Source organism: Bacillus sp. JJ1122 (genome assembly GCF_036964885.1).
Taxonomy (GTDB): domain Bacteria; phylum Bacillota; class Bacilli; order Bacillales; family Cytobacillaceae; genus Mesobacillus.
Genome location: NZ_JBALQL010000014.1, coordinates 192,581 through 217,433 on the forward strand (window position 1 = coordinate 192,581; position 24,853 = coordinate 217,433).

A 24,853-nucleotide genomic window follows, 5' to 3' on the forward strand; every position below is an offset into this window, starting at 1 on the left:
AAAAGTTATTACCCCTGTATTCATCCATTTAGCACTATCTACATTATAATATCAACCTATCAATGAAAATCAAATTTTTAAGATGTAAAAAAGGATATACATCTTCATGTATATCCCCATTTCGTTTAAAAATTTTCCAATGCCCTGCCGTCCATTCGCTGGACTGGATATGGCGGACATACAATCAGTTTCCCTTTAATTACGGTTTCGTCATTCTCATTCTTGCCTGAAACTGTGATTTCTACTGTATGTTTGCTCTTAATTACTTCAGTTACCTCAAATAGAAACTGGACAGTACCATAATGATAGACGGGCTTCACGAACTCAATATCCTGTTTTAAAATGTTGCTTCCCGGTCCCGGCAAATATTTCGAAACAGCAGAAGTTATGATTCCATTAAGCATAATCGCCGGAACGATCGGCTTTTCATAAGGAGTTTGTGAAGCATAGTCATGCTGAATATATAAAGGATTCGAATCATTCGTTAATCCTAAATACAAAAGTAAATCTTTATCCTCAATTTTTTCAGTTAATGTCAGTTTTTCGCCGACAGTCATTTCTTCAAGCTTCCTGCCGAGCTTACGTTTTTTTCCAAGCAGCATAGCCTTTACCCCTTTGCAATAGAAGTTTAGATCCTTGCATTCCATTCCCTTGTCCAAAAACTAAATACTTACTAATTTGTGCAAAAAAATCGGGGAATATTCCCCGATTCTCTTATTTCATACTCTGCCAAAACACAGGCTTTTTATTAATAAACAGTTAGTGATTAAGCAAGCACGGCCATAACATTGCGGACTGCATCAGCAGATTTATCAAGTGCAGCTTTTTCTTCTGCAGTTAATTCAAGCTCGATTACTTTCTCTATTCCGCCAGCACCAAGGATGGTCGGAACACCAAGATAGATGCCTTCGTATCCATACTCTCCTTCTAAATATGCAATTGATGGCAAGATACGACGCTGATCCTTAAGAATCGCTTCGCACATCTCAACTAGTGACGCAGCAGGTGCATAGTATGCGCTGCCGTTACCGAGAAGGTTAACGATTTCTCCCCCGCCTTTGCGTGTACGTTCAACGATTGCTTCAAGACGATCTTTAGGAATAAGTGTTTCTAGCGGAATACCTCCAGCGTATGAATAACGTACGAGAGGAACCATGTCATCTCCGTGGCCGCCAAGAACAAAACCAGTAACGTCTTTAACTGAGAGATTTAATTCTTGGGCTACGAATGTACGGAAGCGCGCAGTGTCAAGTACCCCTGATTGGCCAATTACACGGTTTTTAGGGAAACCGGACTCTTTGAAAATAGTATAAGTCATTGCATCAACCGGGTTTGTCAGAACTACGATGAAGCATTCAGGAGAGTGTTTGGCAATTTCCTGTGCAACATTTTTCATGATCTTTTGGTTAGTCTGGACAAGGTCATCACGGCTCATGCCAGGCTTACGGGCAATCCCAGCAGTAACGACTACGATGTCAGAGTCCTTAGTATCTTCATAGTTTGATGTACCAGTAATGTTGGCATCAAAGCCTTGAACCGGGCTCGCTTCAAGCATATCCAGTGCTTTACCTTTTGTAGGGTTTTCCATTTGCGGGATATCGACTAGTACTACATCCCCAAGTTCTTTTTGTGCCAGCAAGAATGCTGTAGTTGCTCCTGTGAATCCTCCACCAATGACTGAAATCTTTTTGCGTTTCAATGACATAAGGCTTCCTCCTCAGAAGGTACATATTTATGGATATTTTGAAAAAAATTTATGTAAAGGCTACCCTCATAAAAAGGATAGCCTTTGCATCTTAATTATTCCATGTTCTTGATCAGTTCATCACCGAACTCTGATGTCTTAACTTCTGTAGCACCGTCCATCAAACGTGCGAAGTCATATGTTACAACCTTAGAAGCGATTGATTTTTCCATTGACTTGACAATCATGTTAGCTGCTTCAGTCCAGCCAAGGTGTTCAAGCATAAGCACGCCAGAAAGGATAACTGAAGATGGGTTAACTTTATCTAATCCAGCATATTTAGGAGCTGTACCGTGAGTCGCTTCAAAAATAGCGTGGCCAGTTTCATAGTTGATGTTTGCTCCCGGTGCGATTCCGATTCCACCTACTTGTGCAGCCAGTGCATCAGAGATATAGTCGCCGTTCAGGTTCATTGTTGCAACAACATCGAACTCTTTCGGACGTGTTAGGATTTGTTGCAGGAAGATGTCAGCAATTGCATCCTTAACGATGATCTTGCCGGCAGCTTCTGCATCAGCCTGAGCTTTGTTCGCAGCATCTACGCCTTGCTCTTCCTTGATTTTATCATACTGTGCCCAAGTGAAGACCTTGTCGCCAAATTCTTTCTCTGCAAGCTCATAGCCCCAGTTTTTGAACGCGCCTTCTGTGAATTTCATAATATTGCCTTTATGTACAAGCGTTAATGACTTACGGCCTTCTGTGATGGCGTAATTGATCGCTGAACGTACAAGGCGCTCTGTTCCTTCTTTTGAAACAGGCTTGATACCGATACCTGAAGTTTCAGGGAAACGGATTTTATTTACTCCCATTTCGTTTTGCAGGAATTCAAGAAGTTTCTTCACTTCGTCAGATCCGCTTGCGTACTCAATACCAGCATAGATATCTTCAGTGTTTTCACGGAAAATAACCATGTCAGTGTCTTGAGGACGTTTAACAGGAGATGGAACACCTTCGAACCAACGAACAGGACGCAGGCAGACGAATAGATCCAATTCCTGGCGCAATGCAACATTAAGAGAGCGGATTCCGCCACCGATAGGAGTTGTTAATGGCCCCTTAATTGCGATTAAGTATTCATTGATTAACTCTAAAGTTTCGCTTGGAAGCCACTCACCAGTTTGGTTGAATGCCTTTTCTCCAGCAAGAACTTCTTTCCAGACAATCTTGCGCTCACCCTTGTATGCTTTTTCAACAGCTGCATCAAGAACGCGTACAGAAGCTGCCCAAATATCTGGACCTGTACCGTCACCTTCGATAAAAGGAACGATTGGGTTGTTTGGTACGTTTAAAACTCCATCTTTTACAGTAATTTTTTCGCCTTGCATTTTTTTCTCTCCCTTCGAAATCAGTAACAGAATCAAAGGTTAGCAGGCGAGATCGCCCCTAACCTTTTATTTTGGAAGCCAAGCATCGGAATCCACACTCAACTGAGAAACTGAATACTTAACTTCCCACACTCTCCTATTACAGCAATTTTTCACTGAAAAGTAAAATATTGCTCCTTATTTTCTAAATTATCTTAATCCGATTGCCACGTATTCCTGTTTTCCAGGTCCTGTATAGTCAGCGCGCGGACGGATTAAACGGTTGTTGTCATACTGTTCAAGGATATGAGCAAGCCATCCAGAAACACGGCTGACAGCAAAAATAGGAGTGAACAAGTCATGGTCAATACCCAGGCTATGATATACAGAAGCTGAGTAGAAATCAACGTTTGGCGGAAGGTTCTTTTCGCCAGTAACGATGGCTTCGATCTTCGTTGACATCTCATACCAGTGTGGTTCACCAGTTATCTCAGTCAATCTCTTGGACATTTCTCTCAAGTGCTTTGCGCGAGGATCTCCCTGACGATATACACGATGTCCAAAGCCCATGATTTTTTCTTTGTTAGCAAGCTTTTCACGGATTGCCGGCTCGACATTTTCAAGAGTACCAATTTCAGTCAGCATTTTCATTACCGCTTCATTTGCTCCGCCGTGAAGAGGCCCTTTTAACGCACCGATTGCTGCTGTAACGCCTGAGTACACATCTGAAAGAGTTGCGACACAAACACGTGCTGTGAATGTAGATGCGTTCAACTCATGGTCAGCATGAAGGACAAGCGCTTTATTCATTGCTTCTACAGCAACTTCATCAGGTTCTTTGCCAGTCAGCATATAAAGGAAGTTTGCTGCAAAATTCAGGTCTTCTCTTGGAGCTATAGGCTCAAGACCTTTTCTTACTCTTGCGAAAGCCGTAACGATACTTGGCATTTTTGCCTGCAGACGAATTGCTTTCTGGTAATTCGCCTCTTTTTCCATAACATCGGCTTCATCATCATATAAACCTAAAAGAGATACAGCCGAGCGCAGAGCGGCCATCGGATGAACCTTATCGATCGGATACATCTTGAAATGTTCAAGTACTTCCTTAGGCAATGCAGCGTTCTCAGCAAGCTGTTTCTTCAATTCTTCCAACTCAGCTTGAGTAGGAAGCTTGCGATGCCATAGTAAGTAAATTACTTCTTCAAAACTAGCGTTCTCAGCTAAATCATCAATATCATAGCCAACATAGGTCAGCGTATCATCAATAATTGAGCTGATTGAGGAGGTTGTTGCTACTACTCCTTCAAGACCACGTGTTACTGACATACTCAATCTCTCCTTTGTAGTTAATTTCCCCATATCCCATTTTGTCTGTATGTTGAAAATGCTGTTAACCAACAGCTATCAGAAAAAAGAAATTTCTGACACTTTATAAGCCTACAAGGCTACAGAAAGCCGGTTCACTTCTCCGGCGACAGACCATTATCAGCTGGCAGCCCATACCTTTGCCTAAATTACCTGAGCGCTTGCTCAGGTAATTCGCAAAAAGAAAATGCTTACATTTTGTTTTATTAAAAAACTCCGTGGAATCTTGCTTCTATATCCTGTTAGAGGATGGAAGCAGTTACAAGTCCTATTATAAACAATTATCTGATATTTGTGAATGAAAACAACTTAAAACAATATAAAATATTATTTTACAAAAAGACTAAAAGTAGTTTTTCGGCATAGTTATCTTCACTCAAGTTACTTTTTGAATCCTTTATTGGATGAGTTCTTAACAAGAAAAAACATCACCAAAAAATTCAATATGATCTGAAAAGGTTATTTAAAAAATTCAAATATTTTCATTGCAGCAAAAGCAATTCCTGCGCCAATCAACGGTCCTACTGCCACTCCCTTAAATAAGGAAACAGCAAGAATAGTTCCAAGCACAAGAGCAGTCGTTATATGGGGATCTTCTGCCAGTAAAGTTACTCCGCCTTTTGCAAGCAAGGCTACAGCCATTCCTGAGATAAGTGCAATCCAAGCATAAGGTGACTTAAAAGCCCCTGATAAATCTTTAAAGCCAATATCACCGCTTGCGATTGGTGCTAATACTGCAATAGTAATAACCGTAACACCCCAGTTTATCCCCTTTCCCTGAATGATGGAAAAGGTTTTTGCTTCGAAACCCGCAATCTTCATAACGAGCAAAACCAATACCGCAATAATTAATGACTGGTTTTTGGCCAGGAAAGCGATCGCCAAAAGCGTTAATAAAAAAAGCATAGGTTCAAGCATAAAATTTTCATCCTTCCACGGTTAAAACTATTGTAACATAATTAAAAATATTACACCATTAAAGAGGCAGTCTCGACATATGCTATCTCTTGATTATACTCTGTTATAGTTTGTACCTTCAATGTTGCATCATTTAACTTTCCCTCTTAAAAAAAGGATTTTTCATTTTCAAGTCGAATCTTTTTTACACATACACCGTATATTAAAGGAAACTTTCCGGAATGCCGGCCAACTGTTAAAATATATACATAGCAGACCGTCTCGGTTCAGTTATATTTCAAAAGGAGGAAATTGCTTGAATCCCGTTTATTTGTATAGAACGTTAAGGTTTATTCTCGTTATCGGCGCTATCATTGCTGGCGCTATGGCTCTGTTTTATGTCTCAAAAGTTACTTATCCATTCATTATTGGTTTTTTAATTGCCTTCATGATGAATCCCCTTGTCAATTTTCTTCAAGCAAAAGCTAAGATGCCAAGAGCGCTGGCGGTAACAGTCGCTCTGATACTGATCATTTCCGTATTTGCTGGACTTATCACATTGCTTGTAGTTGAAATCGCTTCGGGAGCTGAATATCTGGCAAGAGTTGTTCCAGATCATCTTGTAACACTGATTGATTACATAGAACATTTATTTGCCGCACAAATTATCCCGCTTTACAATCAATTGGCTGGGTTGTTCCAGAACCTTGAAGCAGGGCAGCAAGATTCAATCATGAATAATATCCAGAATGTCGGTGCTTCCATCGGGACAACGGCTGGCAATTTCATTAAAAACTTTTTCGGGAATATTCCTAATATCCTTTCCTGGCTGCCAAATGCAGCAACAGTATTGATTTTTTCATTGCTTGGTACCTTTTTCATCAGTAAAGACTGGTACCGCCTGTCTTCAATGGGCACACGTTTCTTGCCTAATCGAGCCAGAAGCAGCAGCAAGACCGTATTTGCAGATTTGAAGAAAGCTCTCTTTGGCTTTGTAAAGGCACAGGCAACACTCATTTCCATTACTACTGTCATTATCTTAATCGGGCTGTTAATATTGCGTGTGGATTATGCGATAACTATCGCCCTGGTAACCGGCATAGTTGACATCATTCCTTATCTTGGCACCGGAGCTGTTTTTGTACCTTGGATCATTTACGAGGCAATTACAGGAGAAATGAGCACTGCCATTGGATTAGGAATTCTATACATCATCGTCCTTGTGCAGCGCCAGATCATGGAGCCAAAAATCCTCTCTTCCAGTATAGGGTTAGATCCGCTTGCGACATTGATTGCCTTGTTTGTCGGATTTAAGACGATCGGGTTCCTTGGACTAATTGTCGGGCCAGTCGTTCTTGTCATCTTCAATACTTTGCAACGAGCAAATGTATTCCGTGATTTATGGATTTTCATCAAGGGAAAAAATGAGGAGATCATTAAGTAAGAAGCGTTCATAATAAAACGCCAACCATTGGTTGGCGTTTTTAGTTTGATGAGCACCTAAGACATGTAAAATTACCGAATCACCTTGATGTTCCCTTTATCAATCCAATTTCGGAAAGCCTTCATCATTAAAACCTTGAAAAACTTCCTCGTTGGAGGGGCCAGCAGCAAGATTCCCATAATATCTGTAATAAAACCAGGAGTGAGCAGCAGAGTGCCGCCAACCAATACGCTTACACCATCGAGAATAGCATCCCCTGGCATCATCCCTCTTCTTAATTGTTCCTGAGTCTTCCGAATTATTTCAAGGCCTTGCTGCTTGGCAAGGTATGCTCCAAGGAAACCCGTTAGGATAATCATAGAGATGGTTGGCCAAACGCCAATTGTTTGTCCCGAGTACAGAAGGACGCCGATTTCAGCTGCCGGTACAAGAACCAAAAACAGAAAAAAATATTTCATCTTCCACCTCATCATATTCGTTTAGCTAGTCTCTCTATTATATGTGCCGCCTTATTGAGAATACAAATAATTGAATCTAATTAGGAACTGTTAAGTCTAGGCACCAATACCGAAGATAAGCATGCGACTCAAAGGGCTAGGTGTTGGTGCTGGACAATTCTCGAAGTGATTGTTCTAATCCTATAAAAAAAGGATGGGTTTCCCCATCCTTTTCCATATAATTATAAAATGCTTGCACGGCCGTTATAAATAACGCCTCTTGCAGAGTCTACCGTGATCACTTGACCATCACGGAATAGCTTCATTGCATTTTCTACACCAACGATTACAGGGATTCCAAGGTTAAGTCCAACTACTGCCGCATGGCTTGTCAAACCGCCTTCCTCTGTGATTAATGCGCTGCATTTTTCAAGGGCAGGAACCATTTCACGGTCTGAGCCAATTGTAACGAGGATGCTTCCTTCTTTTACCTTGCTTAAAGCTTCCTGCGCGTCTTTAGCGACAACTACCTCTCCATATGCTGATTTACGGCCGATTCCCTGAGCCTTTGCCAGAACATCCCCAACTACATGAATCTTCATAAGGTTTGTTGTGCCAGCTTCGCCAACAGGTACTCCTGCAGTAATGACGACCAAGTCACCATGAGATACTAGTCCACTGTTTACACTTTCATCTACTGCAACAGCGAGCATTTCATCAGTTGTTTCTGCTTTTTGTCCAAGCTGCGGATATACTCCCCAAACTAGCGCAAGTCTGCGGACTACATGATCATTTGATGTTGCAGCGATAATTGGAGCCTTAGGACGGTACTTCGAAATCATCCTTGCAGTATGGCCGCTTTCAGTTGGAGTGATAATTGCATTTACATCAAGATTTAAAGCTGTGTGTGCAACCGATTGTCCAATAGCATCAGTAATATTGTGATCTGTATCTTTACTGCGTGCAGATAATAATTCCTTATGATCCAGTGCTTGCTCTGCACGAGAAGCAATGTTATGCATCGTTTGAACTGCCTCAACTGGATATTGTCCTGCAGCCGTCTCGCCTGATAACATGATTGCATCTGTACCATCAAAAATAGCGTTTGCTACGTCACTTGCTTCCGCACGAGTCGGGCGCGGGTTACGCTGCATAGAATCAAGCATCTGTGTTGCTGTAATAACTGGCTTGCCCAGTGCGTTGCACTTTTTAATAAGGTCCTTTTGTACTAACGGTACTTCTTCAGCTGGAATTTCTACCCCAAGATCTCCACGGGCAACCATCAGACCATCAGAAACTTCAAGAATTTCATTGATGTTGTCTACGCCTTCCTGGTTTTCAATCTTAGGTATGATTTGAATATGAGACCCATTGTTTTCTTCAAGAAGCTGACGGATTTCCAAAACATCCTTCGCGCGTCGGACAAATGATGCTGCAATGAAATCTACACCTTGCTCAATCCCGAAAAGAATATCCTGAGCATCCTTTTCTGTGATTCCAGGAAGCTGTACTGATACTCCAGGAACATTAACACCTTTTTTATTTTTAAGAGTACCGCTGTTCAATACCTTAGTTTTAATCTCATTATTAGCTTTATCGACGCTGATCACTTCAAGTCCGATCAAACCGTCATCAAGCAGGATTTTAGCACCAGTGTGCACATCTTCAATTAATCTTTCGTAAGTAACAGAGAACTTTTCCGCTGTACCCACAACTTCTTTCATGGAAATAATGCATTCTTGCCCCGTCTTAAGCTCGATTGCGCCGTTCTCCATATTATTCGTGCGGATTTCAGGGCCTTTAGTATCAAGAAGGATACCTACCTTCTTCCCTGTTTTCTCAGCTGCTACTCTGATATTCTTGATACGTGCTGCATGTTCTTCATGATTCCCATGTGAAAAATTCAAACGGGAAACATTCATGCCAGCTTCCATTAATTCCTCTAACTTATCTACACTTTCACTTGCGGGACCAATCGTACAAACAATTTTAGTTTTGCGCATAAACTGCAACCTCCTGGTTTACTGTTTAAATAGATAATTCTTTTGATAATTTATATAAGTTCAAGTCAACTGTATGCTGCTTTGCCAGTGCTTCAATAATATCATAATCAACGAGTTTGTTGCTCTCCATTCCTACAGCCCGTCCGCCTTTTCCTTCTAATAAAAGCTCTACTGCGCGCGCTCCGAGTCTGCTGGCCAGAACACGGTCAAATGCAGTTGGTGAACCGCCTCGCTGAATATGGCCAAGAACAGAAACCCTGGTATCAAAATCTGTTTCTTCTTTAAGTTTCTTCGCAAATTCATAACCGTTCATAACGCCCTCTGCAACAATAATGATACTGTGCTTCTTGCCGCGTTCATGACCCTTTTTAAGCCGTTCAGCGATATCCTTCATATCATGAGGATCTTCAGGAATCAGAATCGTTTCTGCTCCCCCTGCCAAACCTGCCCAAAGAGCGATATCTCCGGCATTTCGTCCCATTACCTCAACGACAAACGTTCTATCGTGAGAAGAAGCAGTATCACGGATTTTATCGATTGCATCAATAACAGTATTTAGTGCTGTATCAAAACCAATTGTAAATTCAGTTCCAGGAATATCATTATCGATTGTTCCAGGCACACCAACACATGGGAAACCTTGTTCAGTAAGAGCTTTAGCTCCCCTGTATGATCCATCTCCGCCGATGACAACCAGTCCATCAATCCCGAATTTCTTCAGCTGTTCGATGCCTTTTTGCTGCCCTTCCTTCGTTTTGAATTCTTCACTGCGGGCAGAATAAAGGAAAGTACCACCGCGATGGATGATATCACCTACCGAGCCTAATTCAAGCTTTTTAATATTACCGCTCATTAAACCTGCATATCCGCCATAAACACCATAAACTTCCACGTTATGGTAAATCGCTTTCCTTACTACTGCACGTACTGCAGCATTCATGCCGGGGGCGTCTCCGCCACTAGTCAATACTCCAATTCTTTTCATAGTCTTTCACCTCATTCGTTATCATCTATGTACAATTTTACATTAAAGCCATTCTTTTCTGATACTGTATTAATCTTATCTTATTATAAACAGAATACCCGGGAATATTTCTAAAATAACACGTAGAATATAGTATCTCAACTGAATCCTTAATATTGACATAAAGACGGAATTATCATATAACTGCAAGCGCTTTAATAGGGATAAATGGGTTATATTTATAGGATCTGTTAAACAAGTCTGTTGATTTTCGTTCCAGGCGCATCGCTTTCCGTGGGTCTGGCACTGAGCCCGCAGGACACTGAATAGCTTCCTTGATCGTGCCCACGCACGTTGAAAATGCGTTAGCATTTTCGTAAGAGTCTAAGCGCCTTCCACTACAATCAACAGGGTATTAAAAATCACAATTAAGCTTTAAAAGAGCCTATATATAAGAAAAATAAAAACGTGCTTAAATGCACGTTTTATTTTACCCCTATAAATTCATTAGGAAACGAATACTCACCAATTCGTTTATATTTTTCATAACGCTGATCAATGAGAGCTTCCTCATCCATGGATAAAAGTTCAGACATCGAATCTTTCAGTATTTTATCCATATATTTTGCTTGCTGGGTAACATCCCTGTGTGCCCCGCCTTTTACTTCAGGAATAATTTCATCAATCACACCTAAGCCTTTTAGGTCGGGTGCTGTGATTTTCATTGTTTCAGCCGCTTTTTTTGCTAATGTGGAATCCTTCCAGAGTATAGCAGCAGCGCCTTCTGGTGAAATGACGGAGTACGTTGAATTTTCAAGCATGTGAATATAGTTGCCGACTCCAAGGGCAAGTGCACCGCCACTGCCGCCTTCTCCTATAACTACACAAATGACTGGGACCTTCAGGCCAGCCATCTCAAAAAGATTGCGGGCAATCGCTTCACTCTGTCCTCGTTCTTCTGCCGCTTTTCCAGGATAAGCCCCTTTCGTATCTATGAAACAAATGATTGGGCGCTTAAACTTTTCTGCTTGTTTCATCAATCTTAATGCCTTTCGGTAGCCTTCAGGATGCGGCATACCAAAGTTGCGACGGATATTCTCCTTTGTATCCTTGCCGCGCTGATGGCCGATGACAGTCACTGGATAACCATGAAACTTCGCTATCCCCCCAACAATTGCTTCATCGTCACCAAATGAACGATCTCCGTGGCACTCGAAGAAATCAGTGAAAAGCAAATTAATGTATTCTTGTGTAGTTGGCCTGCTTGGATGACGGGCAATCTGTACCCTATCCCAAGGTTTCATATTTTCATAAATTTCGGATTCAAGCTTTTCAAGCCTTGCCTCCAATTTATCGATTTCTGATGTCAGGTCAACATCCGTATTTTGTGTGAATTCTTTCAGTTCGCTAATTTTTTTTCTTAGTTCAATTACCGGTTTCTCAAATTCTAGTTCTCCTGCCATTCGAATGTCCCTCCTGGCTGATGGATTTCAAGTATTCCAGCTATTTTTTCCTTCAGATCAATTCTAGAGATTACCGCGTCTAGCTGTCCATGCTTTAACAAAAACTCAGATGTCTGGAAATCTTCAGGAAGCTCTTCCCGGATCGTTTGTTCAATGATCCTGCGGCCTGCAAAACCAATCAGTGCTCCTGGCTCTGCCAGATTATAATCACCCAGGGAAGCAAAGCTTGCTGATACCCCTCCGGTAGTAGGGTGCGTCATAATTGAGATGATTAGGCCACCCTTATCACTGAACCTTTTAAGGGCAACACTGGTTTTTGCCATTTGCATAAGGCTCAATACGCCTTCCTGCATCCTTGCGCCTCCTGAAGCCGTAAAAATGATAAACGGAATGGAAAGTTCATCTGCCTTCTCAATCGCTCTTGTAATTTTTTCTCCGACAACCGATCCCATACTTCCCATCCTAAAAGTAGCATCCATGATCGCTACAACCACGTCGAGTCCGTTTACCCTGCCTATTCCGGTAACAACTGCCTCATTGAGGTCTGTTTTCCGACGGTCCTTTTCAAGCTTTTCCTCATATCCAGGAAAGCCTAATGGGTTGCCAGAAATCATCTCCCGATCGAGCTCATGGAAAGTTCCAGCATCAAGGAAGCTGTCAATCCGTTCAACTGAATTCATTTGATGGTGATAACCGCATTGGATGCACACCTTGCAGTTTTTATTGAGTTCTTTTGTATACATGATTTTTTTGCAGTTCGGGCATTTTGTCATGATTCCCTCAGGTACATCCTGCTTGGCTGCTTCAGAAGGAATTGTTGCGTACTTTTTCTTCTTCGTCTTAGTGAAAAGCTCTTTAAGCAAAATAAAACCCCTCCGTAATCTTGCTAGTAGTTATAGTCAATAGATAATTTTAATAATAGGCTGTGTTAAACTTGTCTGTCGATTTCCGCTCAAGACCCTCGCTCCAATAAACAGGTGCTAAAATCAACATTGTCCTCAAATACAGCTTAGTAATAAAGCACTAGTGGCCAGACCACTATTGTAAAAAAGAAAGAGCTGCACCATCCAAGTATCTTAAGCATGTCCACAAGTATATAACATCCAACAGACAAAAGTTGTTGCTTCATGTCGTCAAGTGGTCGACATTTTCCGCAGCGCGCGATACTTTTCCAGGATCAGTTCCTTTTTTCTGCTTGCCAGCGATTCTGCAAGCATACGATATTCAGCCTTTTCAGCTGGTAATACCTGTAGCTGAAGGGAATTATAATAGTCATTTAAAATATTCCAAATACGATAAAAAAGGTGGTTGTCAGCTATATCCGCAATTTTTTTGAAGAACTCCTCATCATCAAAATGATGTTCTTCAATCCAGATTTGAAGTCTCTCAAATTCCTCTTTTTGGAATTTGTCAGCTGCAAGATAAAGACAATCTACTTCTATCATATATTTAGTTTCAATAACATCATTTTTTGCTTTTTCATCCTGCAGGATAAAGGTACTTAATAATTGGACGAGTTGGTTACCGCGAAAATCTCGGATGAATGTGCCCTCTCCTCGCCTTGTTTCAATCAGGCCAAGTAGTTCAAGTGCCCTCAATGCCTCCCGAACGGAGGAACGCCCTGCGTTAAGGCGTTCCGAAAGTTCACGTTCTGAGGGGATTTTATCTCCAGCTTTCATACCGTCTTTCTCAATCATTTCCCTTAGCTGCCTGACAATTTCCACATAAACCTTTGTGTTTTTTTCAGGTTGTGCCACTAAGCGTTCACTCACCTTTTCCAATGACTGCCAGACGCCTTGTCCGGTCTTTTACCTCTTCAGGATCCACCTTTATACGGGCTACTCCCGTTTCCATCGCTGCTTTCGCCACTGCCGCAGCAACTTCAGGTGCAACACGCGGGTCGAATGGACCAGGGATGACATAATCACTTGAAAGCTCGGATTCATTTATCAGCCCGGCTATTGCGTTTACAGCAGCGACCTTCATTTTTTCGTTGATATGGGTTGCCCTGGCATCCAAAGCTCCGCGGAAGATTCCAGGGAAAGCAAGAACATTATTAACCTGGTTAGGAAAATCTGAACGGCCTGTTCCAATAACCTTTGCACCAGCTGCTTTCGCTTCTTCCGGCATAATCTCAGGCACCGGATTTGCCATTGCAAAAATAATCGGATCACTATTCATCGTTTGGATCATTTCAGATGTCAATGCTCCCGCAACTGAAACGCCAATGAAAACATCGGCGCCTTTAATTGCTTCAGCAAGTGTTCCCTCAACATTGTCCCTGTTTGTGAATTTAGCAACTTCATCCTTGATTGCGTTCATTCCATTAGGGCGTCCTTCATAGATCGCACCCTTTGTATCACACATGATGATATCCCGAACACCATAAGAGTACAGAAGCTTTATGATAGCAATTCCCGCAGCTCCTGCTCCGTTTGCTACTACTTTGATCTCATTCATTTTCTTGCCAACGATCTTCAAAGCATTAACAAGGCCGGCCACAGTAACAATCGCCGTACCATGCTGATCATCATGGAATACAGGTATATTTGTTTCCTTCTTTAAGCGCTCTTCAATGGCGAAGCAGTTTGGAGCAGCAATATCCTCCAGGTTCACGCCTCCAAAAGTCGGTTCCAGCAACTTTACTGTTTCAACGATTTTATCTATATCTGTTGTATTCAGGCAAATTGGGAATGCATCGACTCCAGCAAAGCTCTTAAAAAGTACAGCCTTTCCTTCCATTACCGGCAGAGCAGCTTCTGGGCCAATGTTACCCAGACCAAGTACGGCTGTTCCATCAGATACGACCGCAACCATATTGCCTTTCATCGTATAATCGTATACCGTTTCTGGTTTATCATATATTTCCTTGCAAGGCTCCGCCACACCAGGCGAATAAGCAAGGCTCAAATCCCTGGCATTTGCTACAGGCACTTTAGATTTAGACTCCAATTTCCCTTTGTTTACACGATGCATGTGTAAAGCTTCTTCACGTAAAGTCAACTTAGGTCCACTCCTTAATTTTTAAAAAAGTTGCCTTCTTCAGTGGTCTGACCACACATATCCTTTTCCAATATAACACATCTATTACACTTGTAAAGGTCTATTTTTTCAGGACAACATTATTAACACCCAGTGCTTTCCTTAATTCATCCATGCTGTTTTCCGTTATGCTTACACTGAATTCATTCGGCAGCAGCAGCGATTTCTCTGTCTCCTCATTATAGACGATGACAGGAACCGCACCATGATGTTTTTTCAATAAAGCATTTACGTCTTTCATCATTTCAACAGGATTTGATTCTTTGGCGATCCTTAAATATAATACAGTTTTTTCTTTTACTTTTGTCGCTTCTTTTTCAAGATCAAGCACTGATTGGACCACAAACTGGCTTTTCCCATCCCTTTGATCAAACTTTCCCTCTACCAGCGCCATTTTCCCCTGTGTCAACACGTGGCCATATTGTTTGTATACAGCGGGGAACACGACAGCTTCTGTTTCTCCGCTGGCATCGCTAAGTGTCAGGAATGCCATTGCCTCACCCTTTTTTGTACGGATTTTCTTTTGTTCAGTGATGTAAACACCGAGCCGGGTTCTTCCGTTCATTGGTTGAGAAGCAATTGATTTTACACCTGCAGCCATGAATTCTTTTTCATGAATTGAAACAGGGTGTTTCGATAAATAAACACCAAGCACCTCTTTTTCCAGGCTAAGCTTGTCTTCTACCCGCATGGGATCCACTTCTGTATATTTTGGCTTCAGCGAGAATTCAGCTTCCGCAAACATATCGATCTGTCCGGTATCATCAGGCGCAACAAGCTGGGCGTGTTCAATCGCAACATCGATCGTGGCGAGAAGCACTGCGCGGTCATGGCCGAATTCATCAAAAGCACCCGAATAAATCAATGCTTCAAGTACTTTTCTTGAAGCGGCCTTTTGAGGCACTCTTATGCAAAAATCGAATATATCCTTAAACGGCTTATTTCTTCTTACTTGGAAAATTTCTTTAAGTGAGGCCATGCCGGCACCTTTGATACCTGCCAGGCTGTATCTGACTGCTTCTCCCTCCGGCTGGAAGCTGAACGCACTTTTGTTGATTGAAGGAGGAAGAAGTTTGATTCCCATTTGCTGCAGTTCTCTCGCATATTGAGCAATTTTTGTATCATTCCCGATTGCAGATGATAACAGTGAGGCCATGAAATACAACGGATAATTAGCTTTCAAATATGCCAGCTGATAGGCAATCATACTATATGCGACAGCATGGCTGCGGTTAAATCCGTAGTTTGCAAACCTGACGATGAGATCATAAATAGTATTCGCCGTCTTGCTGTCATATCCTTTTCGCAAAGCCCCATTCACAAAATGCTCCCGCTCCTGGTCCAGCACTTCCTTCTTTTTCTTTGAAACAGCGCGCCGCAGCAAATCGGATTGACCGAGAGAAAAGCCCGCCATTTTGGAGGCAATCTGCATGATTTGTTCTTGATAGACAATAACGCCATATGTATTCCCAAGGATATTTTCAAGATCCTTATGGTAATAATCGATTGGCTGTCTTCCATGTTTCCTGTCAATGAATAGCGGGATATTTTCCATCGGACCCGGTCTATAAAGCGCGTTGACTGCGACGATATCTTCAAAATGGCTTGGCTCGAGCTTCGTCAGAACCTTTCTCATCCCTTCTGATTCAAGCTGGAAAATACCAGTTGTCTCGCCCCTGCTCAGCAGCTGGTATGTCTTTTCATCATCAAAGGGGATATCATGGATATCGAGCTTGCGGCGGGTTTTTTGATAAATGGATTGAAGAATTGAATCAATCAAAGATAAATTACGCAATCCCAGAAAGTCCATCTTGAGCAATCCAATTTCTTCAAGGTGATCCATCGAATATTGAGTCAGGAAAACTTTTGCCTGCCCTGATTGTATGGGTACAACGTTGGTAAGCGGATGTTCGCTGATCACGACCCCCGCAGCATGCGTTGAGGTATGTCTTGGCAGCCCTTCAAGCTTGATGGCTGTATCAAGGATTCTCTTATTCTTTTGAGATTCTTCACTGAAACTTCTTAAGCCTTCTGATTCCTTTAGGGCCTCTCGAAGAGTAATCCCGATTTTCGATGGTACAAGTCTGGAAAGGCGGTCAAGCTCTTTCGGGTTCAATCCAAATGCACGCCCGACATCCCTGACTGCGGCTTTTGCAGCAAGGGTTCCAAAAGTGACAATCTGTGCTACATGCAGCTCTCCATATTTTGAAGCCACATATTCAATCACCTCATCCCTTCTGTTGTCGGGGAAGTCGATGTCGATATCCGGCATTGTTATACGTTCCGGATTCAGGAACCTTTCAAAAAGGAGTTCGTGTTCAATAGGATCCACGTCGGTTATGAATAATACATAAGATACAATCGAACCCGCTGCCGATCCACGTCCAGGTCCTACGAGGATTCCCTGTTCCCTGGCATATTTAATGAAATCCCAGACAATCAGGAAATAATCGCTGAACTTCATTTTCTTTATCACCGAGAGCTCATATTTGAGCCTCGCTATATGTTCTGCAGAGGGACTTTCATAGCGTTCCTTCAATCCCTCGAAGCATTGGTATTCAAGCAGTTCATCTGCATTCTGCCCTGGCTGGACAGGATATTTCGGCAGATGCCTTGATTCCATATCAAGCATGACGTTGCAGTTCTCTGCGATTTTAAGTGTGTTTTCTAATGCCTCTGGATACTCCGAGAGCAGTTCTGCCATCTCATCAGCTGTTTTAAGATAGAACTCGCTGCTGCCCAGTTTTACACGTCCGTCATCCTGCAGCTTATCACCATTCCTGATTGCTAAAAGGCATTCCTGTGCGAAGGAATCCTCTCTTTCCAGATAATGCACCTGGTTAGCGGCTGCAAGAGGGGTATCCGTCTGATTACTAAGCCTTGCAAGCTGGGCTGCTAATTCATGCTGACCAGGCAAGCCCTGGTTTTGAATCGATAGATAAAAACCATCCTTGCCAAATAATTTCGTATATAACTCCACTGTCTGGAGGGCATTTTCTTGTTGACCGTTTGATAAATAATATTCTATTTCCCCCTGGTTTCCCGGTGTCATGGCATATAGCCCTGACGCATAGTGCTTCAGCCATTTTACCGGTATCCCCTCTGGAGACTTCGTTTGCACAGCACTTGAAATTTTCATCAGATTTTGGAAACCCTGATTATTTTTTGCGAGAAGGACAAGAGGGAATGATTCCTGTTCCTCGATTTCGCTGACAACATCGACGGTCAGGCCAAGAATAGGTTTAATGGATTTTCTAAGACATTCTTTATAAAACGCCACAGTACCATACATTACATTCCGGTCGGTTAACGCGAGTGCGGAAAATCCTTTTGCCCTGGCATCGTAGACGAGCTGTTCAACTGTAGCCGTGCTCGTCAGCAGGCTGTATGCACTATAGACATGAAGGTGAATAAATGTCATTTCTCTCACACCCTTAAAGGTTCATCTTCTATTATTATAGGCTTTTATTTAAAAAAAAGAAAATATGTTCTCATTTTGTTCAAGGAACTTTAAAACATATTAAATCGTGTTTGTCCATATGATGAAATACGAAGAAAAATCGATTTTTTATTAAAGGATGTTTGCTATGAATCAGCCATTTATTCCACATTTGTTTGAAGCTTACTTCATTGCGCTTGGTGTTCTGCTGGGCGGCTCGCTGATTGGGGGGCTTGCTTCATTTTTAACAGGGCAGCCTCTGATGACTGAAATAGCCCGTTTCTCTAGCTCCATAAGAATATGGGCAATTATTGCAGCCATCGGCGGTACGTTTGATACAGTGTACAGCTTTGAAAAAGGATTGCTGAACGGGGAAACAAAGGATATCTTCAAGCAGTTTTTATTGATCCTGACAGCAATGGGCGGGGCCCAGACTGGTGCGCTACTTATCAATTGGCTTACACAGGAGCATGTGTAAAATGAGGATCCCTCCATATTACCGCAAGCCAGCATGGCAAAGATTTTTTTCAGGGATGGCGGTCGGCGGCGCCATCAGCTGGTGTTTATTCTTATACATTAATGGTGTTTCAATGGAAAAAAACGCTAAGAAAATACATGAGCAAGAGGATCTGATCAGGGAACTCCAGCGTGACATTAAAATTTGGCAGGATGATTATGCACAGCTGAATAAGAAAAATGAGGAAAAGCTGACGGTTCAGGAGGTAAAAGTCAAAATTGTTAATGATAAAAAATACAAGCAGTATCTTGATGCGCTTTCCATTTATGAAATTGAAGAACAGACAAAGAGCGAACTTAATGTGCTGCTCGCTAAAGATTTAGATTCTGTCTTTAAAAGCAGAGAGCTGATTACCAAGCTGATTGAGAACAAATCAATCCCAGTTAATGACAAAAGATATAAATTGAAGATTAGATCCATGGTTATCTATACATCCGTGACCATCCAAGTAGAGATAATGTTGGATTAATAGAACCCCACTCAGCATTTAGCCAAGTGGGGCTTATTTATTATTCCTTGCAAACTTCAATTAAATCATTAAGAACATTTTGGACATCATCCCATGAATAAATGGACGCACCGGCTGCAAGCGGGTGACCTCCTCCATTATACTTTCTCGCGATCCCGTTGATCACAGGGCCTTTCGAACGTAGACGCACTCTGATCTGATCCTCTTCTTCAATGAAAAACACCCAAGCCTTTATGCCAGCGACATTTCCTAATTCACTGACAAGTAATGAGGCTTCAGATGGTTTTACTGAATATTGTTCAAGTAATTCCTGTTTCATTACAACTCTAGCGGCACCATTTTCGAGGAGCTCAAAGTTTTGCAGAATGTAACCATTCAATTTCACCACATTCGGAGCAAGCTCATACATCCGGTCATACAACTCTGTCCTTGAAAAGTTATAATGAATCAATTCACCAGCGTATGCGAATGTTTTATTTGTAGTGCTTGGATATAAGAAACGCCCCGTATCCCCCACAATACCTGCATACAGTAATCGAGCTGCCTCATCTGACATCTTGAGTCCTTGTTCCTTGAATGAAAGATAGAACTCATAAATCATTTCACTCGTAGAGCTGGCAGTCGTGTCGACCCATTGTAAATCACCATATGGGTCTTCATTCGGATGATGGTCAATCTTGATCAGCTGTTCGCCCAAGCGATAGCGATCATCACAAATGCGCTCAGCATTTGCTGTATCACAAACAATCACAAGCGCACCCTTAAAGGTATCGTCAGGGATTGAATCAAGTCTTCTTAAATAGTTCAGGGACGACTCCTCTTTGCCAACTGTGTAAATGTTTTTACCAGGAAATGAAGCTTTTAAAACCTCAGCCAATCCCCCCTGGGAACCATATGCATCTGGATCCGGCCTCACATGGCGGTGGATAATGATCGTTTCATAATTTTCAATCGCTTCTAGAATTTGCGCTTTCATCTACATGCTCCTTCACCTTATTTCTATCCTAATTATGAACATATTTATTGGAAAAGAAAAGAGAGTTTTCCCTTTCGTTTTTTTCAAAAGCGCAAAGTACAAAACCTCTCTATAGCAATCCAGTAAATTTAGCGGTAAAATAAGAATGATAATAGTAATGGAGGAAATGCAATGCCTATATTCGTACTACTGATCGTACTTTCATTCGTATTCTATATCTTCTATAAAATGAAATATGTCCGCAGCAAGCGTCCTGCTGAAAGGAAATGGCTGTCCGCTAAATCCAGCATCGCATTAGGACTATTCGTTGGATTATTTGGCTTGAATCAGGTATTCCTTTTTCAAACAGCGATTACTTACATTGTTGCAGCCATCTTCATTATCATCGGCTCAATGAGCATCTGGTCTGGTGTAAAAGCATATAAATTCTATCTGCCGCTTGCAGCTAAGGAAGCAAAAGAGTAATTTAAAAGAAGCCGATCCATTACGGATCGGCTTTTCTCATTTATAGGATCAGTGATTTTAGTTAATGCCTGTCAATCAGCTGGCACATCATCATGGCCTTCCCTACTAAAACTCCATCGTTGAATGCTTCAATGTCGACCTTTCCGAACTTCCGGCCAACTTCCAGCACCTTTGGATAAATCTCTATTACACTGTCAATCTGGACTGGCTTAATGAAGTAGATTGTCATATTCTCTACAACTAAATCGCCTTTTTTATAGCCCCGTAGCACCCGGTTTGCTGCCTCAGTAACAATCGTTGTAAAAACACCATATGAGATTGTTCCAAGATGGTTTGTCATCTGAGGTGTGACTTGGCAGCGGAAAATATCTTCATCCTTTGTTTTTCCTTTTGTGAGGGCCATCTGGCTGGTGACTGTGTCATCAAGCGTTTCCCCTACTTGAGGCTGGCGCTGAATCATTTGCAGTGCTTTTAAGACATCCTGCCTGCTGACAATCCCTTCAAGCCTGTTTGAATCGTCCACAACCGGGAGAACTTCAATGCCTTCCCAAACCATCATGTGGGCAGAAGACGCGACACTTGTCGACCCGCTGACAGCCATCGGGTTTTTCGTCATAATTTTTTCAATCACTGTGTCTTGCTCATGGCCCATGACGTCCTTAGAAGTAATCATTCCGATGACCCTCATATTGTGGTCGACAACCGGAAAACGGCTGTGGAAGGTTTTGTCTTTATGGCGATACCAATCAGAAACACGATCATTGCTTCTCAGGAAAATCGTATCTGAGAGCGGTGTCAGAATATCCTCGACAAGAATAATTTCCTTTTTTATCAGTTGATCATAGATTGCCCGGTTAATCATTGTCGCGACCGTAAAAGTATCATAGCTGCTTGAGATGATGGGAAGCTGAAGCTCATCTGCAAGCCTTTTGATATGTTCCTCTGCATCAAAGCCCCCTGTTACCAGAACTGCTGCCCCTGCCCTTAGCGCCTGCTCATGAGCTTTATCGCGGTTCCCGACAATCAGAAGGTTACCAGCCTCGGTATAACGCATCATTGCTTCAAGCTTCATTGCACCAATAACAAATTTATTAAGTGTTTTATGAAGCCCAGCTCGTCCGCCGAGAACTTGTCCATCAACAATATTGACTACTTCTGCAAAAGTAAGTCTCTCTATGTTTTCTTTCTTTTTCCTTTCGATCCTGATCGTGCCTACGCGTTCAATCGTACTGACATAACCTTTATTTTCCGCTTCTTTTATGGCCCTGTAGGCAGTTCCTTCACTTACGTTTAGCGCCTTGGCGATTTGGCGTACTGAGATCTTTTCTCCTATTGGCAATTCATCTATATATTGAAGTATTTGTTCATGCTTTGTTGCCAAGACTTTCACCCTTTATAATAATTTTCCGTTCAATGTAGTTCTATCCATATTATATTATAAAGTGTAAAGAGCGCTGATTCAATCGTACCCTTCCCTTTCAGTAACCTTTTGGTAAATGCAACTGCTTATTCGGACACTGAAACTTCTTTTTTTGTTCCCTTTGTGCTATGTAAGTGCATGGTTTGGCACTCAATTTGTATTTTTTGCTCATATAAAAAAACTGGCTGAATTCAGCCAGTCAGACTGTAGACAAACTCTGAAAAACAAGTTTGTCTACAGCTTTTTTATTTAGTTGATCTAATAAACTAGTCTGTTGATTTCCGTTCCAGGCGCTGAGGCTCCTCGTCGCTTTGCTCCTGCGGGGTCTCACCTGTCCTGCTAAGCCCACAGGACACTGAATAGCTTCCTCGAACGTGCCCACACACGATGATGGAAATGCGTTAGCATTTTCGGAGGAGTCTGCGCGCCTTCCATTCCAATCAACAGGTTTTTAATAACTAGTTGATACTAAATTTTTGTCGACAAACTGACTAGCTGAGTTATTCAGCCAGTATATACTCTCGATTTTCTTTTTGGCTTACTATCAAGTCTATTCCTGCCAGTCGGCAGCTTCTTTTTCGGTGTATACAAAAATGCAGCAAGGTTGCCTGCGAATACAAGCAAGGCCAGAAATAGCCATGATCCGGCGAATAGCGCATCGCTACCGCCTAATGTAAGGTTCAGCCGAGGCATGGCAATATAAATCATTACTCCGCACAAGAGCAAGTATAGCAGGTATTTGTTCTTTTTCATTATTCCCCTCCTAATAGGTTGTCTTATTTTATATCTATGCAAGATAAGAATAAAAAAGCATTTAAAAAGAAAATGCTGCACAAAATTGTGCAGCACAATGGTTTATAATTCTATTACTTCCCCAGCTTCAAGAACCCTGCCTTTATTTTTCTTAAGTGAATCGACAAATGCATGTGGATCCTGTTTGATTGGCGGGAATGTATTGAAATGGATTGGGACAACGACTTTTGCATTGAGGAACTCGGCAGCCAAAGCCGCATCTTCAGGTCCCATTGTAAAATTATCGCCAATCGGCAAGAAGGCCAGGTCGATCGGATGTCTTTCACCAATCAGTTTCATATCTGAGAACACCCCAGTGTCTCCAGCATGAAAAACAGTTTTCCCTTCAGCCATGAACAGGATGCCAGCAGGCATGCCTCCATAAATAATCTCATTATTCTCGGTGATCATTCCAGTGCCATGGAATGCTGGAGTCATCTTCACTTTCCCAAAATCGAATTGATAAGCTCCACCGATTGACATACCATGTGTTTTTAACCCTTTCCAGCCTAGATATGTAGCGACTTCAAAGTTGGCGATCACCAAAGAATCGTTTTTCTTTGCCAGATCCACTGTATCTCCAAGATGATCTCCGTGCGCGTGCGTAAGGATAATGACATCAGGCTTAACATCTTCAACTTTTAAATCCGTCAGATCATTGCCTGTAATGAACGGATCAATCAAGATCGTTTTCCCATTCGTTTCAATTTTCACAACAGAATGGCCGTGATAAGATACTTTCATATTATCGCTCCTTTCAATTCTCAATAACTAACTTCCACATCATTCACCTATCTCCTGCTTACTTTTCTTTTATACCCAGAGCAGTGAATGATTAAAATCTAATTCAGGCTCTTTTGGAAATATGACATATTTTATTTAAGTAACGTGCTGCCATTAATAAAAACAGTCTTATATAAAAAGAACGTTTTACTTTTCATCATCAAATTGCTACTCTCATTATGAGCTATACATATAAGAGGAGGAATTTTAATGTCTGAAAGATTGACTGCATTATCTGGCTGGATGAAGGAAAGCAGCATCGATGTCACTTTCATTTCGTCTCCAGACAATGTTTTTTACTTAAGCGGATTTTTAAGCGATCCTCATGAACGCCTGCTGGCTATTGCCGTGTTTCAGGACGCAGAACCATTCATGATTTGTCCAGCAATGGATAAGGAAAATGCGAAAAATGCAGGCTGGAATCTCGAAATTATCGGCTATAGCGATACTGATGATTCTATGGAGCTTGCATACAATGCCATTAAAAAAAGAGTTCCTTCCATTAAGCGTACAGCAATCGAAAAAGAACAATTGAATGTTGAACGTTATGAAAAAATGAATTCCCTATTTTCCGGCTCGGCTTTTGTATCCGCTGAAGAAAAATTAAGGCTGATGCGTATGGTCAAAACGGAAGATGAATTGCAAAAACTTCGTAAAGCATGTGAACTTGCTGATTTTGCGATTGAAACAGGAGTAAGCGAAATCAGTGAAGGAAAAACCGAGCTTGATGTGCTTGCTGCAATTGAATATGAACTGAAGAAAAAAGGCGTTACACAGATGTCTTTTTCTACAATGGTATTAACAGGTAAAAATGCCGCAGCCCCGCATGGAACACCTGGGCTAACTAAAATGAGCAAAGGTGATTTAGTTTTATTCGATCTGGGTGTAGTCATGGATGGTTACTGCTCTGATATCACCAGGACAGTTGCATTTGGTGAAATCACTAAGCAGCAGGAGGAAATTTACAACACCGTACTTAAGGCACAGCTAAAAGCATTAGAAACAGCTCGTGTTGGCGTTACATGTTCAGATGTAGACCTTGCTGCCAGAAATGTCATCGAAGCAGCCGGCTATGGCGAATATTTCCCGCACCGTCTCGGCCACGGACTTGGCGTCAGCGTACATGAGTATCCATCATTAACGAGCACAAACTCTTTGTTATTAGAAAAAGGTATGGTCTTCACTGCTGAGCCGGGGATTTATGTACCTGGTGTTGCTGGGGTTAGGATTGAGGATGATGTCGTCATCACTGAGGATGGAATTGAAATCCTTACAAAATATCCAAAGGAACTTGTATTTGTTTCTTAATGAGAAAAGCGCAAGCACCTT

The 24,853-nt window shown here is 41.9% G+C and carries 22 protein-coding genes; 5 read left to right on the top strand and 17 right to left on the bottom strand.

Going from position 1 to position 24,853, the window contains the following annotated elements:
- Nucleotides 1-125: 125 nt before the first annotated feature.
- From V7201_RS08910 to V7201_RS08930, 5 genes are all read right to left on the bottom strand, one after another.
- On the bottom strand, nucleotides 126-602 hold the full coding sequence (locus tag V7201_RS08910) for a MaoC/PaaZ C-terminal domain-containing protein (RefSeq protein ID WP_335376420.1): 477 nt from the start codon (nucleotides 600-602) through the stop codon (nucleotides 126-128).
- A 164-nt stretch (nucleotides 603-766) separates the two neighbouring features.
- Nucleotides 767-1,705: a malate dehydrogenase gene (gene mdh / locus V7201_RS08915; RefSeq protein ID WP_335376421.1), complete on the bottom strand. Its 939-nt coding sequence runs from the start codon at nucleotides 1,703-1,705 to the stop codon at nucleotides 767-769.
- 95 nt (nucleotides 1,706-1,800) lie between these two features.
- Nucleotides 1,801-3,069, bottom strand: coding sequence for an NADP-dependent isocitrate dehydrogenase (gene icd, locus V7201_RS08920; RefSeq protein ID WP_335376422.1), 1,269 nt, complete (start codon nucleotides 3,067-3,069; stop codon nucleotides 1,801-1,803).
- A 189-nt stretch (nucleotides 3,070-3,258) separates the two neighbouring features.
- Nucleotides 3,259-4,374, bottom strand: a complete 1,116-nt coding sequence (gene citZ, locus V7201_RS08925; protein WP_335376423.1) for a citrate synthase — start codon at nucleotides 4,372-4,374, stop codon at nucleotides 3,259-3,261.
- A 498-nt stretch (nucleotides 4,375-4,872) separates the two neighbouring features.
- Nucleotides 4,873-5,331 carry a DUF441 domain-containing protein gene (locus tag V7201_RS08930; RefSeq protein ID WP_335376424.1) on the bottom strand — a complete coding sequence of 153 codons (459 nt, stop codon included), beginning with the start codon at nucleotides 5,329-5,331 and terminating at the stop codon, nucleotides 4,873-4,875.
- A 295-nt stretch (nucleotides 5,332-5,626) separates the two neighbouring features.
- Here V7201_RS08930 and ytvI point away from each other — a divergent pair, with 295 nt between their 5' ends.
- Nucleotides 5,627-6,754: a sporulation integral membrane protein YtvI gene (ytvI, locus tag V7201_RS08935; RefSeq protein WP_335376425.1), complete on the top strand. Its 1,128-nt coding sequence runs from the start codon at nucleotides 5,627-5,629 to the stop codon at nucleotides 6,752-6,754.
- 71 nt (nucleotides 6,755-6,825) lie between these two features.
- Here ytvI and V7201_RS08940 read toward each other — a convergent pair whose 3' ends face one another.
- The 8 genes from V7201_RS08940 to dnaE form a co-directional block, all read right to left on the bottom strand.
- Entirely contained in the window at nucleotides 6,826-7,212 is a 387-nt protein-coding gene (locus V7201_RS08940; protein WP_335376426.1) for an FxsA family protein, read from the bottom strand.
- 221 nt (nucleotides 7,213-7,433) lie between these two features.
- On the bottom strand, nucleotides 7,434-9,194 hold the full coding sequence (pyk, locus tag V7201_RS08945) for a pyruvate kinase (RefSeq protein WP_335376427.1): 1,761 nt from the start codon (nucleotides 9,192-9,194) through the stop codon (nucleotides 7,434-7,436).
- A 25-nt stretch (nucleotides 9,195-9,219) separates the two neighbouring features.
- Complete coding sequence (gene pfkA / locus V7201_RS08950) at nucleotides 9,220-10,179, bottom strand: 6-phosphofructokinase (RefSeq protein WP_335376428.1); 960 nt, start codon at nucleotides 10,177-10,179, stop codon at nucleotides 9,220-9,222.
- A 464-nt stretch (nucleotides 10,180-10,643) separates the two neighbouring features.
- Entirely contained in the window at nucleotides 10,644-11,621 is a 978-nt protein-coding gene (accA, locus tag V7201_RS08955) for an acetyl-CoA carboxylase carboxyl transferase subunit alpha (RefSeq protein ID WP_335376429.1), read from the bottom strand.
- Complete coding sequence (accD, locus tag V7201_RS08960; protein WP_335376430.1) at nucleotides 11,606-12,484, bottom strand: acetyl-CoA carboxylase, carboxyltransferase subunit beta; 879 nt, start codon at nucleotides 12,482-12,484, stop codon at nucleotides 11,606-11,608. The genes accA and accD overlap by 16 nt, the downstream gene beginning before the upstream one ends.
- 270 nt (nucleotides 12,485-12,754) lie before the next feature.
- Entirely contained in the window at nucleotides 12,755-13,318 is a 564-nt protein-coding gene (locus V7201_RS08965) for a FadR/GntR family transcriptional regulator (RefSeq protein WP_438825039.1), read from the bottom strand.
- Nucleotides 13,319-13,385: 67 nt separating this feature from the next.
- Nucleotides 13,386-14,624 carry an NAD(P)-dependent malic enzyme gene (locus V7201_RS08970; protein WP_335376432.1) on the bottom strand — a complete coding sequence of 413 codons (1,239 nt, stop codon included), beginning with the start codon at nucleotides 14,622-14,624 and terminating at the stop codon, nucleotides 13,386-13,388.
- 100 nt (nucleotides 14,625-14,724) lie between these two features.
- Nucleotides 14,725-18,084 carry a DNA polymerase III subunit alpha gene (dnaE, locus tag V7201_RS08975; protein WP_335376433.1) on the bottom strand — a complete coding sequence of 1,120 codons (3,360 nt, stop codon included), beginning with the start codon at nucleotides 18,082-18,084 and terminating at the stop codon, nucleotides 14,725-14,727.
- Nucleotides 18,085-18,250: 166 nt separating this feature from the next.
- On the opposite strand from dnaE, the gene V7201_RS08980 reads away from it, so the two are divergent.
- Both V7201_RS08980 and ytrI read left to right on the top strand, forming a co-directional pair.
- Entirely contained in the window at nucleotides 18,251-18,580 is a 330-nt protein-coding gene (locus tag V7201_RS08980; protein WP_335376434.1) for a YtrH family sporulation protein, read from the top strand.
- Between the two features lies 1 nt (nucleotide 18,581).
- Nucleotides 18,582-19,088, top strand: coding sequence for a sporulation membrane protein YtrI (gene ytrI / locus V7201_RS08985; RefSeq protein WP_335376435.1), 507 nt, complete (start codon nucleotides 18,582-18,584; stop codon nucleotides 19,086-19,088).
- A gap of 40 nt (nucleotides 19,089-19,128) precedes the next feature.
- Here ytrI and V7201_RS08990 read toward each other — a convergent pair whose 3' ends face one another.
- A complete protein-coding gene (locus V7201_RS08990) occupies nucleotides 19,129-20,064 on the bottom strand; it encodes a DHH family phosphoesterase (protein ID WP_335376436.1) in 936 nt (311 codons plus the stop codon).
- Between the two features lie 171 nt (nucleotides 20,065-20,235).
- On the opposite strand from V7201_RS08990, the gene V7201_RS08995 reads away from it, so the two are divergent.
- Entirely contained in the window at nucleotides 20,236-20,529 is a 294-nt protein-coding gene (locus V7201_RS08995) for a YtpI family protein (RefSeq protein WP_335376437.1), read from the top strand.
- 61 nt (nucleotides 20,530-20,590) lie between these two features.
- On the opposite strand, the gene V7201_RS09000 is transcribed toward V7201_RS08995, so the two are convergent.
- The 3 genes from V7201_RS09000 to V7201_RS09010 form a co-directional block, all read right to left on the bottom strand.
- Nucleotides 20,591-21,910 (bottom strand): CBS domain-containing protein, encoded by a 1,320-nt coding sequence (locus V7201_RS09000; RefSeq protein ID WP_335376438.1) that lies wholly within the window; start codon nucleotides 21,908-21,910, stop codon nucleotides 20,591-20,593.
- 543 nt (nucleotides 21,911-22,453) lie between these two features.
- Nucleotides 22,454-22,702, bottom strand: a complete 249-nt coding sequence (locus tag V7201_RS09005) for a hypothetical protein (RefSeq protein WP_335376439.1) — start codon at nucleotides 22,700-22,702, stop codon at nucleotides 22,454-22,456.
- 102 nt (nucleotides 22,703-22,804) lie between these two features.
- On the bottom strand, nucleotides 22,805-23,485 hold the full coding sequence (locus tag V7201_RS09010) for a metal-dependent hydrolase (RefSeq protein WP_335376440.1): 681 nt from the start codon (nucleotides 23,483-23,485) through the stop codon (nucleotides 22,805-22,807).
- A gap of 249 nt (nucleotides 23,486-23,734) precedes the next feature.
- Here V7201_RS09010 and V7201_RS09015 point away from each other — a divergent pair, with 249 nt between their 5' ends.
- A complete protein-coding gene (locus V7201_RS09015; RefSeq protein ID WP_335376441.1) occupies nucleotides 23,735-24,832 on the top strand; it encodes a M24 family metallopeptidase in 1,098 nt (365 codons plus the stop codon).
- Nucleotides 24,833-24,853: the final 21 nt, after the last annotated feature.

What these genes read in the sequence shown, in the direction of transcription:
- V7201_RS08980 (WP_335376434.1), top strand. Translation starts at nt 18,251, where the DNA reads ATGAATCAGCCATTTATTCCACATTTGTTTGAAGCTTACTTCATTGCG.
- V7201_RS08995 (WP_335376437.1), top strand. Translation starts at nt 20,236, where the DNA reads ATGCCTATATTCGTACTACTGATCGTACTTTCATTCGTATTCTATATC.
- icd (WP_335376422.1), bottom strand. Translation starts at nt 3,069, where the DNA reads ATGCAAGGCGAAAAAATTACTGTAAAAGATGGAGTTTTAAACGTACCA.
- V7201_RS08940 (WP_335376426.1), bottom strand. Translation starts at nt 7,212, where the DNA reads ATGAAATATTTTTTTCTGTTTTTGGTTCTTGTACCGGCAGCTGAAATC.
- pfkA (WP_335376428.1), bottom strand. Translation starts at nt 10,179, where the DNA reads ATGAAAAGAATTGGAGTATTGACTAGTGGCGGAGACGCCCCCGGCATG.
- V7201_RS09010 (WP_335376440.1), bottom strand. Translation starts at nt 23,485, where the DNA reads ATGAAAGTATCTTATCACGGCCATTCTGTTGTGAAAATTGAAACGAAT.
- mdh (WP_335376421.1), bottom strand. Translation starts at nt 1,705, where the DNA reads ATGTCATTGAAACGCAAAAAGATTTCAGTCATTGGTGGAGGATTCACA.
- V7201_RS08910 (WP_335376420.1), bottom strand. Translation starts at nt 602, where the DNA reads ATGCTGCTTGGAAAAAAACGTAAGCTCGGCAGGAAGCTTGAAGAAATG.
- V7201_RS08965 (WP_438825039.1), bottom strand. Translation starts at nt 13,318, where the DNA reads ATGATTGAGAAAGACGGTATGAAAGCTGGAGATAAAATCCCCTCAGAA.
- V7201_RS09005 (WP_335376439.1), bottom strand. Translation starts at nt 22,702, where the DNA reads ATGAAAAAGAACAAATACCTGCTATACTTGCTCTTGTGCGGAGTAATG.
- V7201_RS09015 (WP_335376441.1), top strand. Translation starts at nt 23,735, where the DNA reads ATGTCTGAAAGATTGACTGCATTATCTGGCTGGATGAAGGAAAGCAGC.
- pyk (WP_335376427.1), bottom strand. Translation starts at nt 9,194, where the DNA reads ATGCGCAAAACTAAAATTGTTTGTACGATTGGTCCCGCAAGTGAAAGT.
- citZ (WP_335376423.1), bottom strand. Translation starts at nt 4,374, where the DNA reads ATGTCAGTAACACGTGGTCTTGAAGGAGTAGTAGCAACAACCTCCTCA.
- ytrI (WP_335376435.1), top strand. Translation starts at nt 18,582, where the DNA reads ATGAGGATCCCTCCATATTACCGCAAGCCAGCATGGCAAAGATTTTTT.
- accA (WP_335376429.1), bottom strand. Translation starts at nt 11,621, where the DNA reads ATGGCAGGAGAACTAGAATTTGAGAAACCGGTAATTGAACTAAGAAAA.
- dnaE (WP_335376433.1), bottom strand. Translation starts at nt 18,084, where the DNA reads ATGACATTTATTCACCTTCATGTCTATAGTGCATACAGCCTGCTGACG.
- V7201_RS08990 (WP_335376436.1), bottom strand. Translation starts at nt 20,064, where the DNA reads ATGAAAGCGCAAATTCTAGAAGCGATTGAAAATTATGAAACGATCATT.
- V7201_RS08930 (WP_335376424.1), bottom strand. Translation starts at nt 5,331, where the DNA reads ATGCTTGAACCTATGCTTTTTTTATTAACGCTTTTGGCGATCGCTTTC.